The sequence below is a fragment of the Epibacterium ulvae genome (genome assembly GCF_900102795.1).
GTDB lineage: Bacteria > Pseudomonadota > Alphaproteobacteria > Rhodobacterales > Rhodobacteraceae > Epibacterium > Epibacterium ulvae.
In genome coordinates this window covers 24,232-41,474 of record NZ_FMWG01000014.1, presented here as the reverse complement: position 1 = coordinate 41,474, position 17,243 = coordinate 24,232, and the positions used below count along the sequence as shown (strand labels likewise).

The following is a 17,243-nucleotide window of genomic DNA, read 5'->3' as shown; positions in this document are numbered from 1 at the left end:
GCTTCCAAACTATAGATAGCGGTCTGATGTATGTATTCGGGCCGCTATTTTGTTTTCAGGTCTTTAAGTTTGTACAGCATCTCTAGCGCGTCACGTGGAGACAACTCATCAGGATTGATGGTGTCTAAAAGTGTGTCTGAGGCTGAGGTCGCTGTTTTCACCTGCGTAGGGGCTACCGCTGCAAACAGTGGTAAATCATCGATCTGGATTTTGGGGGTTGCACCGTTTTCGAGCATATCCAGAACATCGCGTGCACGCGCAACGACACTCGCCGGCAATCCTGCCAGCTGCGCAACCTGAACCCCATAAGATCGATCTGCCGCGCCTTTCTTGATCTCGTGTAGAAAGATCACTTCGCCTTCCCATTCTTTCACTGAAACCGTCGCGTTTTCGACACCTTGCAGTTTTGTCGCAAGCTGCGTGAGCTCGTGATAATGGGTGGCAAACAACGCACGGGATTGGTTGGTTTCATGTAGGTGTTCCAACGTGGCCCAAGCGATAGAGAGCCCATCATAGGTCGCGGTTCCACGTCCGATTTCATCCAAAATAACCAGTGCCCGTGCGTCGGCCTGATTTAAAATCGCCGCGGTTTCTACCATTTCCACCATGAAGGTTGAACGCCCACGTGCGAGATCATCAGAGGCACCAACACGGCTGAACAATTGGCTGATTAATCCAATATGGGCACGTTCTGCGGGTACATAGCTGCCCATTTGTGCAAGAACCGCGATTAGGGCATTCTGGCGCAAGAAGGTCGATTTACCCGCCATGTTTGGACCGGTGAGCAGCCATACAGCAGCGCCGGTTTCTGCGCTCAGATCGCAATCATTGGCCACAAAAGGAGCTCCATTTTGCTGCCGTAACGCATGTTCAACAACGGGATGCCGACCACCGCAAATATCAAAGGTACGGCTATTATCGACCTTAGGGCGCGACCAGTTTTCAGCAATTGCAAGATCCGCTAAGGCACTAACCAGATCCAATTCTGCAAGGCCGCGTGCAGTCTGGTTCAGGCCTGCAGCCTGTATAAGAATGGCCTCTGATAGTCCTGTATAGAGCCGTTTTTCGATCTCTAATGCCAGATTTCCTGCATTTAAGATACGGGTCTCTATCTCGCTCAGTTCAACTGTCGTGAAACGGACCTGATTGGCCGTTGTTTGACGGTGTATGAAGGTTTCGGACAGTGGGGGCGACATCATCTTGTCAGCATGGGTTGCGGTTGTTTCGATGAAATAGCCAAGCACATTGTTATGCTTGATTTTCAGTGATGTGATACCCGTCTGCTCTGCATATTTCTGCTGAAAGCCAGCGATGACAGAGCGCCCCTCATCCCGCAAGGTACGCGCTTCATCAAGTTCCGGCTCATACCCTGATGCGATGAAACCACCATCACGTGCAAGTAGGGGAGGCTCTGCGATAAGGGCGGTGTCTAGCAGAGCAAGTAATTCATCAAAGCCAAGCAAACTGCTAACGGCATTGGCCGTAAGTTGTGGAAGCTCATGGGGCGTGCAAAGATTTGCGATAATCTCTGCCTGCGTCAACGCATTGCGAATGGCTGCCAGATCGCGTGGCCCGCCACGATCAAGTGCAAGACGTGAGAGTGCCCTGTCCAGATCGGGTGTTTTGCGTAAAGCTTCGGTCAGGCGTTGTGACAACGGGCTTTGATCAACGGCGAAATCCACAGCCGCAAGGCGTGATTGGATGACATCCATATTGCGCGAGGGGCTTGAAAGCCGTTGTTCCAGCAAACGTGCGCCGCCTGGTGTCACGGTGCGATCAACCACAGCAAGCAGCGAGCCTGTGCGTCCGCCAGACAGCGAGCGCGTCAGCTCCAGATTGCGCCGTGTGGCAGCGTCGATCTGAACTACGCGATCTTCGGCTTCTTGCACTGGCGGTTGCAGCAGGGGCAATTTACCTTTTTGCGTGATCTCCAGATAGTCGATCAATGCGCCCATTGCAGAGATTTCGGCGCGGCTGAACGTGCCAAATCCATCTAATGCACTGACGTTAAATAGGTTGCAAACCCGACGTTCTGCTGACGAACTGTCAAAGCTGGCTTTACCCAATGGGGTGATTGGAATGCGATATTCATCTGCCAAGGGGCGTGTTGTTTCGAAAGAGGCACCTTCCGAAACAATTAGTTCAGATGGCGCCAGACGGGCAAGTTCAGGTGATAGTCTGACTGCGGTGAGAGGCATCACGTGAAACGCACCGGTCGATATATCTGCCCAGGCCAGTGCAGCTTGATCGCGCACTTCACTATAAGCCACAAGAAAATTGTGTCTGCGCGCTTCTAGTAAGGAATCTTCTGTAAGCGTACCGGGTGTCACTAGACGCACAACATCGCGTTTTACGACTGATTTAGATCCGCGTTTTTTGGCTTCTGCTGGGCTTTCAAGTTGTTCACCGACAGCCACACGAAATCCTTTGCGGATGAGAGAAAGCAGATACCCTTCGGCTGCATGGACTGGCACACCGCACATGGGGATGTCTTCACCGTTCAACTTGCCTCGTTTGGTGAGAGCAATATCCAGTGCTTCTGCAGCGTTGACCGCATCGTCAAAAAACATCTCATAGAAATCACCCATTCGATAGAATAGGAGCGCATCAGGGTGCGCAGCTTTGATCTCTAGATATTGTGCCATCATGGGCGTAACAGCCATAGGTTTTCCCCCAAACTCTATGTAGATGGTTCTACTGTGACCTGACACTAAGGAAAACCCGTAACTGGCATTGAACTGTGAGCGCTAAACTCATCATGCCGGATTGAGAGGTTCTGCCTGCTGGTCTATGAGTGAAGCATGTAGGAGAGGACACCCAGACCCCATGGCCAAAACAAAGATCACCAAAGAAGAAGCGCTAGCGTTTCACTTGGACCCAACTCCCGGAAAATGGGAGATCAATGCAACTGTTCCAATGACGACGCAGCGGGATCTTTCACTGGCCTATTCGCCCGGTGTGGCTGTGCCATGTGAGGCAATCGCAGAAAATCCCGAAACAGCCTATGATTACACCAACAAAGGCAATCTGGTTGCAGTGATTTCAAACGGAACCGCGGTTTTGGGTCTTGGAAATCTGGGTGCGCTGGGCTCAAAACCGGTGATGGAAGGGAAATCGGTTCTGTTCAAACGCTTTGCCGATGTGAACTCTATTGATATCGAATTGGATACCGAAGACCCTGACGCCTTCATCAATGCGGTAAAGCTGATGGGCCCTACTTTCGGTGGTATCAATCTTGAAGACATCAAAGCGCCTGAGTGTTTTATTATTGAGCAGAAGCTCAAGGAAGAGATGGATATTCCTGTCTTCCATGATGATCAGCACGGCACTGCAGTAATCTGCGCCGCAGGGCTTTTGAACGCATTACACCTGTCTGGCAAAAAGATCGAGGATGTGAAAATCGTCCTCAACGGTGCAGGGGCTGCGGGGATCGCCTGTATTGAGCTGTTGAAATCGATGGGCGCGCGCCATCAGAACTGCATCGTCTGTGACACCAAAGGTGTGATTTACCAAGGCCGTACCGAGGGGATGAATCAATGGAAATCAGCCCATGCTGTCACCACTGAACTGCGCACTTTAGAAGAGGCTATGGTGGGCGCAGACGTTTTCCTTGGCGTGTCTGTTAAAGGGGCCGTGACCCAAGACATGGTGAAATCCATGGCGGACAATCCAGTGATCTTTGCGATGGCCAATCCAGACCCGGAAATCACACCAGAAGAGGCACATGAGGTTCGCGTTGATGCGATCGTGGCCACTGGGCGTTCTGACTATCCAAATCAGGTAAACAACGTTCTAGGCTTTCCCTATCTGTTCCGGGGTGCTCTGGACATTCATGCCCGCGCAATTAACGACGAGATGAAGATTGCCTGTGCCCATGCCTTGGCGAAACTTGCGCGCGAAGATGTGCCGGATGAGGTGGCATTGGCCTATGGCAAATCGCTCTCTTTTGGTCGTGACTATATTATCCCTACTCCGTTTGACCCGCGTTTGATTCATCGCATTCCTCCCGCGGTTGCTAAGGCAGGGATCGAAACGGGTGTGTCGCGCCGCCCAATCATCGACATGGACGCATACGAGCTGAACTTGAAAAGCCGTATGGATCCAACAGCTTCGATTTTGCGCGGCTTGAATGCGCGCGCGCGCGCTTCTCAAAGTCGCATGATCTTTGCGGAAGGAGATGATCCACGGGTCTTGCGCGCTGCCGTGACCTACCAGCGTTCTGGCTTCGGCAAAGCAATTGTCGTGGGCCGTGTCGATGATGTGAAACAAAAGCTGGCAGAAGCCGGGCTAGAAGACGCCGCACGCGAGTTGGAGGTTGTGAATGCAGCCAACACGCCACATTTCGATCTCTATAAAGATTTCATCTACGACCGCCTGCAGCGCAAAGGCTTTGATCAGAAAGATGTGCATCGCTTGGTTGGACGGGATCGTCACGTCTTTTCAGCGGCGATGCTCGCCCATGGGCATGGCGATGGTCTTGTGACTGGTGCAACACGGAAATCTGCACATGTTTTAGACCGGATCAACCATGTGTTTGATGCCGATGCTGATCATGGAGCGGCGGGTGTTACAGCGCTGCTGCAAAAGGGGCGGATTGTGCTGATCGGGGATACATTGGTGCATGAATGGCCCAATGAAAATGATTTGGCAAATATTGCCGAACGCGCGGCGGGTGTTGCACGCCATATGGGTCTTGATCCACGTGTGGCTTTTGTCAGTTTCTCGACCTTTGGCTATCCAGTGTCTGAGCGTGCTGAAAAAATGCACCGTGCGCCATCCGTTTTGGATCAACGCGGCGTTGATTTTGAGTATGAAGGTGAGATGACAGTGGATGTTGCATTGAATGCACAGGCACAAGAGGCTTACCCGTTCCAGCGCCTGTCCGGCCCGGCAAATATCCTGATCGTACCTGCACGCCACTCGGCTTCGATTTCGGTGAAGCTGATGCAAGAAATGGGGGGAGCAACCGTGATTGGCCCAATCTTGTCAGGCGTTGATAAGCCAATCCAGATCTGTTCAACCACATCAACCACCAATGATATCCTGAACATGGCGGTGCTTGCTGCCAGCAACATTGGGTGATCCTGAATGGCGATCTGGAATCTCGGCTCTATTAACCTGGATATGATCTATTCCCTGCCGCATATGCCTGCGGCAGGGGAGACTCTTGCAGCGCAGAACTTCTCGCGGTTTTTGGGTGGCAAAGGCGCAAATATGTCCGTTGCTGCGCAGCGTGCGGGCAGTGTTGTGCACCATATCGGTGGGGTAGGGCCCGATGGCGACTGGGCCTATGACAGGCTGGCCAGTTTTGATGTTGATACCGCCCATGTGGCGCGATCAGAGACAGTGACAGGTCATGCAATCATTGCTGTTGAACCGGGAGGTGAAAATCAAATCATTCTCTATCCCGGAGCAAACAGAGCGTTGCAGGAAGTAGATCTGAAACAGGCTTTATCAATGGCGGGTCCCGGTGACACGTTTATCTGTCAGAACGAAACCAACTTGCAGTCCGAGGCGGTGGGCTATGCCCGCGAAAAGGGTATGCGGGTTTGCTACGCAGCCGCACCGTTTGAAGCGGAGGCGGTTGCAGCTGTTCTGACAAATCTTGATTTTCTGATCCTGAACGAGATTGAAGCACAGCAGCTTGAAGCCAGCACCGGGAAAGCGCCTGATGCGCTGGGCGTGGATGATGTGATCATCACTCTTGGCTCAAAAGGGGCACGTCATATCAAAGGTGCTTCAGGAACGGTTAGGGATGTTCCTGCACATGCGGTAACGGCTGTGGATACCACCGGGGCCGGAGATACGTTCACGGGTTATGTACTGGCGGGATTGGATCAAGGATTATCGATGGAAGAAGCCATGGCACAAGCAAGTGTTGCAGGAGCATTGATGGTGATGCGCCATGGTACGGCGGATGTAATCCCGACCCTTGATGAGGTCAACAAAGCCAAGTTGTGATCCTATTTTCAGGCCGCTTACTATAAGTTTTGAAGATCATGTATGAAGCGGCCTGCGTTCAACGACCCACCAGAGACCTGCGTGATCGAACCTCTAATTTGGTTGACGACAGCAATTTCATTGTCTCTATATTTTCGAAAACCTCCAGCTTAGTCATAGCGTTATTAGGTATTTATAAAAAATATATATACGTGCATTTTGGAGAATTTTATTAATTTTTTGGAGAAATAAGGAGATCACCCCAAATACACATTCTTCCCAACCAGCGGTACCTGAAACAAGAATTTTTTCTGAAGCAGGAAGTTCCAATACTGCTGCATTTTTGAAATCTTCTGCTTACAAGAAACAAAAATTATTTGAGCAAACTAAAGCCGAGGTGAACAACCCCTCAAACAATACTTTCCCAGAGGCTTGGAAAGCTAACTCGTATGAAATTGATAACAACATTAAGATTAGAAAAAAAATTGGTCGAGAGACGATATCATACATTAAAAATGTGATGCGTGTCATAGCTGATAATAGGGATAGTTCGACGCTAAAACTAGATGAGAACGCGAGAGCTTTTAAACACGGGGATAAACATCGCATTAGCAAAGAATTAGAAAAGTTACGAGAGATTGTCGATGATGAATCTGAGTTTGAAATTACTGAATTTTTAAGTGAAGCACCCCACTCCATAAGTAAGAAAGAAATAAAAAACATTGTTGCAGATGCCGACTTAACTGCACTTTCAGACTACTATAAAAGTTCAATGAAAAATGACTTTTCCAACAATCAAACACCCTGGGTCGCAGGGAATTGCGACGAAATGGGGAAAATTGCATTTGCGAAAATAAATCAAAATCATCCTGACCTAAATCCTGAATTGATAAAACTCAATGACTTGGACAGTGCAGGTATACTTATGAAAATCCCAACACTCCGCAACTCCATCACAGACCAACCTTATTCTCTGACTGACGGACCAGACCACACCATGGTTGTTATCGGTCGAAATCCCGACAGCGATATCACAAACCCACATACATGGAACCCTGATGCTGTGATCGTAGATGCGTGGGCTGATCGGACATATCCCGTGACCAGCATAGAAGAAGAAATGCAATTACTCGAAAATGTATCTGGACATCAAATCCAGATGACTGACTACTTTGATGAAGCTGTCGAAAAATTCCGTCCTGTTGAAAATAAGGAATAGAAATTCAATTTATGAAATGAGCATTTTGCTGTGGAGCTCTCTCGTCGATAAGGCTCAATTTTCAATGTGATGCGGGTTGTTCGGTTATCAGTCCTACCAAAACGCCTTATCTACGTGCTGTCAAAAGAAAGGGCGCTGATCAGCGCCCGGTTCTTTCTTATTTATGTGCTTTGATAAAGGGCGCGTCATTGCCCCACAGTTGCTGCACACGTACATCACGTCCACAGGCTGCCCGATAGCGTTTGTAGGCTTCAGACTGTTTCTTGGGGCCAAAGCGCGTAATCACCAACCGTGACCCTTTGTAGTAGTCCTGATGATAGGCATCTGCCGGATAAAATGCGCCTGCTTGCAGCACAGGTGTTACAATGGTCTGACCAAGCGCGCGCTGGGCGTTTCGGACGGCCGTTTCAGCTAGCTTTTGTTCCTCTGTGTTTGAGACGAAAACAGCTGTTCGATAAGATGCACCACGGTCACAGAACTGCCCTCCGCTATCGGTTGGGTCAACGGACTGGAAAAACAGATCCAGCAGTTTTGCACGGCTGACTTTGTCAGAATCAAAAGTGATCTTGACCGCTTCATAGTGGCCGGTGCCACCCTTCGTCACTTGTTTATAGGTAGGATTATCAACCGTGCCTCCGGTAAAGCCCGAGACCGCATCCAAAACTCCTGGAACGCTTTCAAAATCGCTTTCGACACACCAGAAACACCCGCCGGCGACCGTTAGCGTCTCGGTACCAGCAGAGCTTGAATTGGCTTGCGCAAAAGATGCCAGAGCGATCAGCCCGCCCAATAACATGTGTTTACGTGCAGATGAAAATAGCCGCATGATTTGGCCCTCCTGCTCTATACTTCGATGAGTTTACAGCATTTGGCAATTCGTGCTCACGTCAGTGTTATAGCGTTTTATCAGAGTTCAGCTGTGTTGAACGGAGAAAGGGGAATGTTACAGTTTCTGCGCGATCGTCACCTTGGTGAGAGAAGTTTTACAAGAGCTATTGTATTCGCGATTTCCTCCCTATTTGGAGATCAAACGCACAAAACAAAAAAGAGATACGATGATGAAGCATAAAATTACGCGCCCCGCACTGACCGTAGAAACCCTTGGACTGATGTTCATTTCAGGTGTGCTTGCAACAATCGCTTTTGATCTTTGGGGGCAATTGGTTAGCCCAAGCTTAGGTTTTGCAACATTGTCTCCACATGGGCTGGCACAAAGCCTCTTGGGCACGCTTGGTTTGCCCAAAAGCACCTTTGCAGGCTACTTCGTTCACTTTTACCTTGTTGGATTGGTTGGATATCCCATTGGATGGCTGTTTATTTTCCGCCCCATTTGGCAACGCATCATGGGGAATACACATTGGCTGCTGCCATCAGCGATCTATGGCGTAGGGTTGTGGGTGTTTGCGATCGGCGGCATTACGGCTGTGGCAGGCCTGCCGTTTTTCCTGAACTTCTCAGGTATCACTTGGGTCGCTCTTGTTGGTCACGTGGCATACGCGATTGTAATGGTCGCAGTTATGACCATTATTTCCTACGACGACTAAGCCATTCACCACAGACACAAAAAAGCCCAGCTTGTTGAACGAGCTGGGCTTTTTCTTTTGGATTTATTTCGCGACGCGTTTGTTGCGCATTGCGATCAATTTCAGACGTAGAGCATTCAGTTGGATAAAGCCCGCTGCATCGGTTTGATCGTAAGCGCCCATATCCTCTTCAAAGGTTACGTGCTCTTCGGAATAGAGACTGTGATCAGACCAGCGACCTACGGTGCGTGCCAGACCTTTATACAGCTTCAGGCGCACAGTCCCGGTCACATGGGTTTGGCTGGCGTCAATCGCGGCTTGTAGCATTTCACGTTCAGGGGAATACCAGTAGCCATTGTAGATCAGCTCGGCGTATTTTGGCATCAGCTCATCTTTAAGATGCATCGCGCCACTGTCCATGGTGATGGATTCGATTGCGCGGTGTGCTTCCAGCAAAATGGTACCACCAGGGGTTTCATAGATACCGCGGGATTTCATACCCACATAGCGACCCTCGACCAGATCCAGACGACCGATGCCGTGCTTGCGGCCGTAGTCATTCAGCTGGGTCAGAATAGTTGCTGGGCTCAAGGCCTCGCCGTTGATGCTGACTGCGTCACCCTTTTCAAAGCCGATTTCGATGAACTCAGGCGTATCTGGTGCATCTTCGGGGTGAACGGTGCGCTGGTAGACGTACTCGGGCGCATCCTCAGCCGGGTTTTCAAGCACCTTTCCTTCGGAAGAGGTATGCAACAAGTTTGCATCAACCGAGAAGGGGGCTTCGCCGCGTTTGTCTGTCGAAATCGGAATTTGATGCTTTTCCGCGAACTCAATCAGCTTGGTACGGCTTCCCAGATCCCACTCACGCCAAGGCGCGATGACAGTGATTTCAGGGTTCAACGCATAGGCGGCCAGTTCAAAACGAACCTGATCGTTACCTTTGCCGGTTGCGCCATGTGAAACAGCATCCGCACCACAGGCTTCTGCGATCTCGACCAGACGTTTGGAAATCAGAGGGCGCGCAATAGACGTGCCCAACAGATACAGGCCTTCATATTGTGCATTGGCGCGGAACATCGGGAAGACAAAATCGCGAACAAATTCTTCGCGCAGATCTTCGATATGGATGTTTTCCGGTTTGATCCCGAGGGTTTCAGCCTTTTTACGGGCCGGTTCCAGCTCTTCGCCCTGACCAAGGTCAGCGGTGAAGGTCACAACTTCGCAGCCATATTCGGTCTGCAACCATTTCAGGATGATCGAGGTGTCGAGGCCGCCGGAATAGGCGAGCACAACTTTCTTGGGCGCGGACATGGTTTTCCTCTCAGTCAGAACGTACGCGCCGTAGCGGGTTTTGTCGAGCAAGGCAAGGAAATTAGGGTTTTCCGTGGCGAAACCGCTCGTATAGTGCCCAAAGATTTTTAAGAAAGACTAAGGAGAACCATCATGCATGGTTTCATTATTTTCAAACATTCCGTTGTGATGGTGCTGCGTAATTTTCCCCAAGTGCTCAAGACCATCCTGCCTCTTAGTGCGATCGGTGCTCTGTGGGTCTTAGGCGTTGTCGGGTTCTTTGGGTCTGCTGCTGGCAAAGCAATGTCTTCGGTCCAAATAGAACTGTCAGCTGGAGCCATTGTGTTAATGTTTTTTACTCTATTGGTTTGGGGGATTACTGCTTGGCACCGCTACGTGCTTCTTGAAGATCGTGGTTTGTTTTTCTTACCCGCTTTTAGGATTGGCCCGATGATGTCCTATGTTGCCCATTTTCTGCTTTTGTGTCTGCTAATGATTGTTAGTGTGATCCCCTTCGGTATTTTTTTGACGATAGGATCGGCTGCTGGGCCAATGATGATGGTGGTGATGATGTTTTTTATCGTTATCGGAGTGACTTTTTGCTTTTATCGGCTGGTTATAATCCTGCCAGCTGCAGCGATAGGAAAGCCTCTCAAAATTAAAGAAGCTTGGGGGCAGACCACAGGCGCAGAGACCGCTATTCTCGTACTGGTCCTCCTCTCTTCTTTGGTTTCATTTCTATTGGAACGGAGCGCGGATTCGATCGCGGCGATTCCAGTTTTGGGCCTGCCCTTGTTTCTTTTTGTCCAAGGCGTTTGGGGGATGGTCCAAGTCAGCGTCATCACCACGCTTTACGGTCACTACGTCGAAGGGCGCTCGCTTTCCTGACTGTATTAATATGAATACTGCGCACGCCCCTTGCCATCGGCCTGGGCTTGCGCCACCAAGGGGGCATGACTGATGCCTTGCCCTCTTTTGAAATCCGCGCGCGTGCTGCTGAAGCTGCGATGCGTGATGTATTTCCCGCGACTCCCTTGCAGCGCAATGTGCTGCTGTCTGAGCGTTTTGGCGCAGATATTTACCTGAAGCGTGAAGACCTGAGTCCGGTCAGATCCTACAAAATCCGGGGCGCGCTGAATGCGATGCGCAAGCAGCCAGATCAGGATCTTTTTGTTGCGGCTTCGGCGGGGAACCACGCTCAGGGTGTTGCCTTTATGTGCAAGCAGATGGGCAAACAGGGCGTGATCTTTATGCCGGTCACGACACCGCAACAAAAGATTCAGAAAACGCAGATGTTTGGCGGTGAGCATGTGAAAATCCACCTTGTGGGGGATTATTTCGATATCTGTCTCGCTGCCGCGCAAGAGTGGTGCGCTAACAATGGCGGGCATTTTTTATCCCCCTTTGATGATGATGATGTCATCGAAGGTCAGGCCTCAATCGCGGTCGAGATCGAAGAGCAGCTGGGGCGTGCGCCTGATCATGTCATTTTACCTGTTGGCGGTGGCGGGATGTCGTCTGGGGTTGTCACGTATTTTAATGAACGCACGCATTGTGTGTTGGTGGAACCTGCGGGTGGGGCCTGTCTGAGGGCTGCTTTGATGGCGCATCAGCCGGTTGCATTAGATACAGTTGACACATTTGTTGATGGTGCCGCTGTTGGGCGCATCGGTGATAAACCGTTTGAGCTGCTGAAAGACACGCATATCTCAGACACGATCGCAATTTCCGAAGACCGGGTTTGTAATACGATTGTTGAGATGCTCAATCTTGAAGGAATTGTGCTTGAACCAGCAGGTGCACTTGCGATTGAAGCGGTTGAAGATATCCACGCCTATCTGCGTGGTAAAACGGTTGTGTGCCTGACCTCTGGAGGAAATTTTGATTTCGAACGTTTACCGGAAGTCAAAGAGCGCGCACAGCGGTATGCAGGATTGAAGAAATATTTCATTCTACGTCTTCCTCAACGCCCTGGTGCGTTAAAAGATTTTCTGGAACTTCTCGGACCGGAAGATAATATTACGCGATTTGAATATATGAAAAAGTCAGCGCGAAATTTTGGTTCAGTGCTTATTGGTATCGAAACCAATGCTCCCGGTCACTTTGTGCAGCTATCTGCGCGTTTGGAAGACGCTGGAATGACGTTTACAGACATCACAAATGACGACACCATGGCCCAGTTTGTTATTTAGAAACGTGTTGGTAATTCCCCCAAGAAGGAAGTTTTTGAATTTTCATAAAGTGCTAAAATTTCTTTCAAATCCACTGTGCTTGCTTCACCGCGAGCGGATAGTGATTCTCCATCTTGGCATTTTGATGAAAAGCTCTGGAAGCCCAAATTTAGGGCGCTCCCCTTCAGGAAATGTAGGTCTTGTTCAAGAGTGCCACGGTCATCAGACTGTAGCTTTCCAATAACCTCTTCGACTTCTTCCAGAAATATTTCAACAACTTCTTCAAAGTCTTCAGCTCCGATTTCATCTCTGAGTTCGGTTACTCTTGACCAATCTATCATACCCTTACTTTCTCACTCGTCGCAGACTTCACGCGATGATAATTTGACAAGGGTAAAATTAGTATGAAAGTACGGAATCGCTAAAAATTTCATTTTCATGTTCTCTTAAGTCTCTGGCGGGATAGTACAGAGTGAAGAATAATCGATCACAGCTTTTAACGAGGTACCTTTGGTGCTGCCAAACACGCAATTTGATGATGTGGATCCCGGCGCGATGACTGGTTCAATCAGGCGCGTTCTTGTGGTTGATGACAGTCGGCTGCAACGCAGAATTCTTGCCGCTTCTCTTAAGAAATGGGGCTTTGATGTTGTTGAGGCGGAGAGCGGTGAAAAAGCGATGGAAATTTGCCAAGCTGAAACACCGGATCTTATTTTAAGTGATTGGATGATGCCTGGCATGAATGGCCTGGAATTCTGTCAGGCATTAAGAAAACAAGCATCTGATAATTATAGTTATTTTATTCTTCTTACCTCCAAAAGTGAAAAGAATGAAATCGCGGAAGGTCTGCATTCTGGAGCAGATGATTTTCTGACAAAACCGGTGAGCTCGGATGAACTTCGTGCGCGTATCTCTGCTGGAGAGCGTATATTACGCATGCAGAGAGAGCTCTCGGATAAGAACAAGATTGTATCAGAAACATTGGATGAATTGCAGCGCGTCTATGATGCGATTGATAAGGATCTGATGCAGGCGCGTAAGATTCAAGAATCACTTGTACCTGAATTGTCGCGCGATTTTGGCAGTTCAAATGTCAGCTTGCTGTTAAGACCTTGCGGACATATTGGCGGCGATCTTGTGGGTATGTTTTCTCCGGGTGAAAACCGCCTTGGATTTTATTCCATTGATGTTTCTGGCCATGGTATCACTTCGGCGATGATGACAGCCCGTTTGGGGGGCTATCTTTCATCCAAACATTTTGATCAGAATGTTGCTATGGAAAAACGCTTTAATCGGTTTTACGCCCTGAAGCGCCCAGAAGATGTCGCCACTATTCTGAATGCCAGATTGATTGCGGATACTGGGATCGAAGAATATTTCACGATGGCCTACTGCATTGTCGATCTGCGCAGTGGTCTGTTGAAACTGGTACAAGCCGGGCACCCGCATCCTTTGTTGTTACGCAAAGATGGCACCACGGAATTCATTGGTCAGGGTGGTGTGCCGGTTGGTCTGGTGCCAGATATTTCCTACTCGCAGGAAGAACTGCACCTGCAAGCGGGAGATCGGCTATTGCTGTACTCTGATGGTATTACGGAAGCTCGGCTTGAAAACGGCGAAATGTTGGATGACGAGGGATTGCTGGATCTTGTCCGCCAATGTGACACAGGGCAAAGCGGCAAAGAATTTTTAGATGAACTTTATTGGAACCTTACTCAAATCATGAGCAAGGAACATGGTCTTGAAGATGATGTTTCAGCGACTCTTTTTGAATATCATCCAGATTGATGGATGCGCAGCGGCCTCAGAACAGTCTGTCAAAATAGGTTTTGACAAAGTAGCGATCACCATCGTTACCAAGTGTGTCAATAGCGGCATCGGGTGTTGTCCAAAGTGCTTGGTGATTGTCCTCCTGAGGTGGACCAAGAGAGCGTACAGGGCGCGCGACGTAAATATGGCACAGTTTTTCAGCCCATAGATCGTATTCTGGCATATAGGCAAACCGCCGAAACGCGCCCAATCGGCGTGGTGCACAAATGGACCAGCCGGTTTCTTCAAACACTTCGCGGTGCAATGCTGCAATTGGAGATTCGCCGGGATCAATGCCACCTCCAGGCAATTGCAGGTCCGCGATATCTGTCATTTGACAGGTGATCAGCAATTTGCCATCGCGCGGCAATAGCGCATACGCGCCGTGACGCAGTGTATAATGTTTGTCTTTGCGCGCTGGCGCACCAAATCGTGGGATCATGCCTTAGCCCTCTTCCCCTTTGTGTTCCTCAGCTTATATAGGGCCGATATGCCAATCTCTGGCCATTAAGGAAACCCCATGACCCTTAGTTCTCAAATCGCCTGGGACGATACCGTCCTTCCTTTTCAGCTCGATGCATCCGACATGCGCGGCCGCGTGGCGCGTCTGGATGGTGTTTTGGATGGCATTTTGAAACAACATGATTACCCTCCAGTGGTGGAAGCGTTGGTGGCTGAAATGGCGTTGCTGACCGCGCTGATTGGACAGACGGTAAAGCTTCAGTGGAAATTGTCGCTACAGGTTCAGTCTAATGGTCCTGTTCGCATGATCGCGACGGATTACTATGCGCCCCAGAAAGAGGGCGAAACGGCTCGCATCCGGGCCTATGCAAGCTTTGACAAAGATCGTTTGGTTCATGGCGGCACACCTTATGAACAGGTGGGTAGCGGTTATTTTGCGGTAATGATCGATCAGGGGCAGGGGACCAAGCCGTATCAGGGGCTGACGGCCTTGGATGAAACTTCTATTTCATCCAGTGCTGAAGCCTATTTTGCGCAGTCCGAGCAGCTGCCGACTAAATTTAAACTGGAATTTGGCCGCTCTATCACGCCGGGTGTGCCCGAACACTGGCGTGCTGGTGGCGTGATGTTGCAGCATATGCCTAAAGCATCGCCTTTTGTGGCGGACCAAGATGGCGAAGGCAAATCCATGACGGCAGAGGATTTGGTTTCCGGTGAGATCGAAGAAAACTGGAATCGCGTCAATATGCTGTTGAGCACGGTTGAAGCGTTAGAGTTGATCGGCCCATCGGTGCCGCCAACAGATCTTTTGCTGCGATTGTTTCACGAGGAACAACCGCGCGTTTATGATGCACAATCTGTCAAGTTCGGCTGCACCTGTTCTGAAGAGCGTGTTCGTCAGAGCCTGTCGATTTATTCCGCCAAAGATATTGAAAAGATGACAGATGAAAACGAACGGGTGACTGCAGATTGCCAATTTTGCAGCGCGCATTACGATTTGGATCCAAAGACCCTAGGGTTTGATGCGGAAAAGGATGCGCGTGACTAAGCTGTTTACCCAGCTCGAACATGCGCTTGGGCGATCCGGAAACGGGTCGTCTGACTTTGATTTGAATCCAGATGTGGTTTTACCTGCAGGACGAAGATTACGGCCTGCAGGTGTTCTGATGGCAATTGACCTTACGCAGGCTGCGCCGCAGGTGGTGCTGACGAAACGTTCCTCGGCGTTAAAACATCATCCAGGGCAGATTGCGTTTCCCGGTGGAAAAGTCGATGCAGATGATACTGGACCAGTTGCAGCATCTTTGCGTGAAGCATGGGAAGAAATTGGTCTGCCACAAAGCCATGCCCGTGTTCTTGGCACATTGCCGAACCATGAAACCGTGACAGGATTTACGGTTACGCCAGTTGTTGCGGTGATTGAGCAGTGCTTTACTCCCCGTCCCGAACCCGGTGAGGTTGATGAGATATTTAAAGTGCCTCTCTCGCATGTTTTGAACCTTGAGAATTTTACCATAGAAGGCCGCAGATGGCGGGGGCAGCGTCGACACTATTATACAGTGCCGTATGGCCCCTATTATATTTGGGGTGCCACAGCGCGTATGCTGCATGGGTTGGCAGATCGGATGGCGGTATGATCACGATTGACCAGCCTTGGTTAACTGAAAAGGACACGCAAAAGGTCTGTACAGCGCTGACCGCGAAAGGTGCTCGGACCTATTTTGTTGGCGGATGTGTGCGCAACGCCTTGCTGGGTACGCCAGTGAATGATCTTGATATCTCGACAGATGCGCGGCCGGAAACGGTTTTAGAATTGGCGCGCGCTGCAGGCATCAAGGCAATACCAACAGGTATCGAACATGGCACGATCACTCTTGTGGTCGATGGGAAACCTTACGAGGTCACCACCTTTCGAAAAGATGTTGCAACGGATGGTCGCCGGGCTGTGGTGGCTTTTTCTACAGATATTAAAGAAGATGCGCACCGTCGCGATTTCACGATGAACGCGCTTTATGCCGATGCAGCGGGGCAGGTTTTCGATCCTTTGGGGGGGCTAGAGGATTTGAAAGCCCGGCGTGTGCGTTTTATCGGGAATGGCGGTGATCGCATCCGCGAAGACTATTTGCGCGCGCTTCGGTTTTTCCGATTTCATGCGTGGTATGGCGATGTTGATGCAGGCTTTGATCCTGACGCTTTGGATGCAATTGCAAGCAATTTGGATGGGTTGTCTGAATTGTCCCGTGAACGGGTGGGCACCGAATTATTAAAGCTCCTGGCGGCGCGTGATCCTGCGCCGGCCGTTGCTGGAATGCGCCAGACTGGTGTTTTGGGTACTTTGCTCCCCGGCATAGACGACCGTGCGCTCGCTTTGCTGTGTCATTTTGATCAAGGGATGATGCCTGATGCGATCCGCAGGCTGGCCGCGCTGGGCAGTCAGGAACTGGTCGCGCCTATGCGGTTAAGCAAAGCGCAAGGCGCACGTCTGCGCCGGTTGCGCGCTGCCGCAACAGGCACGCAGGGTGCTGCTGAACTTGGTTATCGCCTTGGTTCCGAGGAGGCCCGAGAGGCGCTTTTTCTGCGTGCAGCTTTGTTGGAGCAACCTGTCATTTCTGATTTAGAGCGCGATATCAGGCTTGGCGCGCAGGCTAAATTCCCGATTTCTTCCAAAGATCTGATCGCACGTTTTCAAGGCGTTGCATTGGGGGATGAGCTGCGCCGCCTTGAAGGTCTTTGGATCAACAGTGGCTTTGCTCTAGACAAAGACGCATTGCTGAAATCCTCTGGATGACGGAAACTTATTGATCTCGCACAACTCTGCAGGTGACTTTG

The 17,243-nt window shown here is 50.1% G+C and carries 15 protein-coding genes; 10 read left to right on the top strand and 5 right to left on the bottom strand.

Annotated elements, in window-relative coordinates; translation table 11 throughout:
• Positions 1-44 precede the first annotated feature (44 nt).
• On the bottom strand, positions 45-2,663 hold the full coding sequence (mutS, locus tag BLP79_RS17015; RefSeq protein WP_090220900.1) for a DNA mismatch repair protein MutS: 2,619 nt from the start codon (positions 2,661-2,663) through the stop codon (positions 45-47).
• A gap of 163 nt (positions 2,664-2,826) precedes the next feature.
• Here mutS and BLP79_RS17010 point away from each other — a divergent pair, with 163 nt between their 5' ends.
• From BLP79_RS17010 to BLP79_RS17000, 3 genes are all read left to right on the top strand, one after another.
• Positions 2,827-5,082 carry an NADP-dependent malic enzyme gene (locus tag BLP79_RS17010; RefSeq protein ID WP_090220899.1) on the top strand — a complete coding sequence of 752 codons (2,256 nt, stop codon included), beginning with the start codon at positions 2,827-2,829 and terminating at the stop codon, positions 5,080-5,082.
• A gap of 6 nt (positions 5,083-5,088) precedes the next feature.
• Positions 5,089-5,961, top strand: coding sequence for a ribokinase (locus BLP79_RS17005; RefSeq protein ID WP_090220898.1), 873 nt, complete (start codon positions 5,089-5,091; stop codon positions 5,959-5,961).
• A 322-nt stretch (positions 5,962-6,283) separates the two neighbouring features.
• Entirely contained in the window at positions 6,284-7,159 is an 876-nt protein-coding gene (locus BLP79_RS17000) for a hypothetical protein (RefSeq protein ID WP_090220897.1), read from the top strand.
• 157 nt (positions 7,160-7,316) lie between these two features.
• Here the strand turns inward: BLP79_RS17000 and msrA are convergent, their stop codons facing one another.
• Entirely contained in the window at positions 7,317-7,985 is a 669-nt protein-coding gene (gene msrA, locus BLP79_RS16995) for a peptide-methionine (S)-S-oxide reductase MsrA (RefSeq protein ID WP_090220896.1), read from the bottom strand.
• Between the two features lie 232 nt (positions 7,986-8,217).
• Between msrA and BLP79_RS16990 the strand changes: the two genes are divergently transcribed.
• A complete protein-coding gene (locus tag BLP79_RS16990) occupies positions 8,218-8,703 on the top strand; it encodes a hypothetical protein (RefSeq protein ID WP_090220946.1) in 486 nt (161 codons plus the stop codon).
• A 63-nt stretch (positions 8,704-8,766) separates the two neighbouring features.
• Here the strand turns inward: BLP79_RS16990 and BLP79_RS16985 are convergent, their stop codons facing one another.
• Positions 8,767-9,993: an argininosuccinate synthase gene (locus BLP79_RS16985; RefSeq protein ID WP_090220895.1), complete on the bottom strand. Its 1,227-nt coding sequence runs from the start codon at positions 9,991-9,993 to the stop codon at positions 8,767-8,769.
• A gap of 132 nt (positions 9,994-10,125) precedes the next feature.
• Here BLP79_RS16985 and BLP79_RS16980 point away from each other — a divergent pair, with 132 nt between their 5' ends.
• Together BLP79_RS16980 and ilvA are read left to right on the top strand one after the other, a co-directional pair.
• Entirely contained in the window at positions 10,126-10,860 is a 735-nt protein-coding gene (locus tag BLP79_RS16980; RefSeq protein WP_090220894.1) for a hypothetical protein, read from the top strand.
• A 65-nt stretch (positions 10,861-10,925) separates the two neighbouring features.
• On the top strand, positions 10,926-12,164 hold the full coding sequence (gene ilvA / locus BLP79_RS16975; protein ID WP_090220893.1) for a threonine ammonia-lyase IlvA: 1,239 nt from the start codon (positions 10,926-10,928) through the stop codon (positions 12,162-12,164).
• On the opposite strand, the gene BLP79_RS16970 is transcribed toward ilvA, so the two are convergent.
• The gene (locus BLP79_RS16970) at positions 12,161-12,484 is read right to left on the bottom strand and encodes an Hpt domain-containing protein (RefSeq protein WP_090220892.1); all 324 of its coding nucleotides are present in this window, start codon (positions 12,482-12,484) and stop codon (positions 12,161-12,163) included. The two genes, ilvA and BLP79_RS16970, sit on opposite strands and share 4 nt — an antisense overlap.
• A gap of 214 nt (positions 12,485-12,698) precedes the next feature.
• Here BLP79_RS16970 and BLP79_RS16965 point away from each other — a divergent pair, with 214 nt between their 5' ends.
• Positions 12,699-13,931: a fused response regulator/phosphatase gene (locus BLP79_RS16965; RefSeq protein WP_090220945.1), complete on the top strand. Its 1,233-nt coding sequence runs from the start codon at positions 12,699-12,701 to the stop codon at positions 13,929-13,931.
• Between the two features lie 16 nt (positions 13,932-13,947).
• Here BLP79_RS16965 and BLP79_RS16960 read toward each other — a convergent pair whose 3' ends face one another.
• Positions 13,948-14,394, bottom strand: a complete 447-nt coding sequence (locus BLP79_RS16960; protein ID WP_090220891.1) for an NUDIX hydrolase — start codon at positions 14,392-14,394, stop codon at positions 13,948-13,950.
• Positions 14,395-14,472: 78 nt separating this feature from the next.
• On the opposite strand from BLP79_RS16960, the gene hslO reads away from it, so the two are divergent.
• The 3 genes from hslO to BLP79_RS16945 are packed head-to-tail and all read left to right on the top strand — an operon-like array spanning position 14,473 to position 17,202.
• A complete protein-coding gene (gene hslO, locus BLP79_RS16955) occupies positions 14,473-15,462 on the top strand; it encodes an Hsp33 family molecular chaperone HslO (RefSeq protein ID WP_090220890.1) in 990 nt (329 codons plus the stop codon).
• Positions 15,449-16,051: a CoA pyrophosphatase gene (locus BLP79_RS16950; RefSeq protein WP_090220889.1), complete on the top strand. Its 603-nt coding sequence runs from the start codon at positions 15,449-15,451 to the stop codon at positions 16,049-16,051. The genes hslO and BLP79_RS16950 overlap by 14 nt, the downstream gene beginning before the upstream one ends.
• Positions 16,048-17,202: a CCA tRNA nucleotidyltransferase gene (locus BLP79_RS16945; protein ID WP_090220888.1), complete on the top strand. Its 1,155-nt coding sequence runs from the start codon at positions 16,048-16,050 to the stop codon at positions 17,200-17,202. Before BLP79_RS16950 ends, BLP79_RS16945 begins: the two co-directional genes overlap by 4 nt.
• Positions 17,203-17,243 lie beyond the last annotated feature (41 nt).

Excerpts from the sequence above, each read along its gene's own strand:
- mutS (WP_090220900.1), bottom strand. The coding sequence starts at position 2,663 with ATGGCTGTTACGCCCATGATGGCACAATATCTAGAGATCAAAGCTGCG.
- BLP79_RS17010 (WP_090220899.1), top strand. The coding sequence starts at position 2,827 with ATGGCCAAAACAAAGATCACCAAAGAAGAAGCGCTAGCGTTTCACTTG.
- BLP79_RS17005 (WP_090220898.1), top strand. The coding sequence starts at position 5,089 with ATGGCGATCTGGAATCTCGGCTCTATTAACCTGGATATGATCTATTCC.
- msrA (WP_090220896.1), bottom strand. The coding sequence starts at position 7,985 with ATGCGGCTATTTTCATCTGCACGTAAACACATGTTATTGGGCGGGCTG.
- BLP79_RS16990 (WP_090220946.1), top strand. The coding sequence starts at position 8,218 with ATGAAGCATAAAATTACGCGCCCCGCACTGACCGTAGAAACCCTTGGA.
- BLP79_RS16985 (WP_090220895.1), bottom strand. The coding sequence starts at position 9,993 with ATGTCCGCGCCCAAGAAAGTTGTGCTCGCCTATTCCGGCGGCCTCGAC.
- BLP79_RS16980 (WP_090220894.1), top strand. The coding sequence starts at position 10,126 with ATGCATGGTTTCATTATTTTCAAACATTCCGTTGTGATGGTGCTGCGT.
- ilvA (WP_090220893.1), top strand. The coding sequence starts at position 10,926 with ATGACTGATGCCTTGCCCTCTTTTGAAATCCGCGCGCGTGCTGCTGAA.
- BLP79_RS16970 (WP_090220892.1), bottom strand. The coding sequence starts at position 12,484 with ATGATAGATTGGTCAAGAGTAACCGAACTCAGAGATGAAATCGGAGCT.
- BLP79_RS16965 (WP_090220945.1), top strand. The coding sequence starts at position 12,699 with ATGACTGGTTCAATCAGGCGCGTTCTTGTGGTTGATGACAGTCGGCTG.
- BLP79_RS16960 (WP_090220891.1), bottom strand. The coding sequence starts at position 14,394 with ATGATCCCACGATTTGGTGCGCCAGCGCGCAAAGACAAACATTATACA.
- hslO (WP_090220890.1), top strand. The coding sequence starts at position 14,473 with ATGACCCTTAGTTCTCAAATCGCCTGGGACGATACCGTCCTTCCTTTT.
- BLP79_RS16950 (WP_090220889.1), top strand. The coding sequence starts at position 15,449 with ATGCGCGTGACTAAGCTGTTTACCCAGCTCGAACATGCGCTTGGGCGA.
- BLP79_RS16945 (WP_090220888.1), top strand. The coding sequence starts at position 16,048 with ATGATCACGATTGACCAGCCTTGGTTAACTGAAAAGGACACGCAAAAG.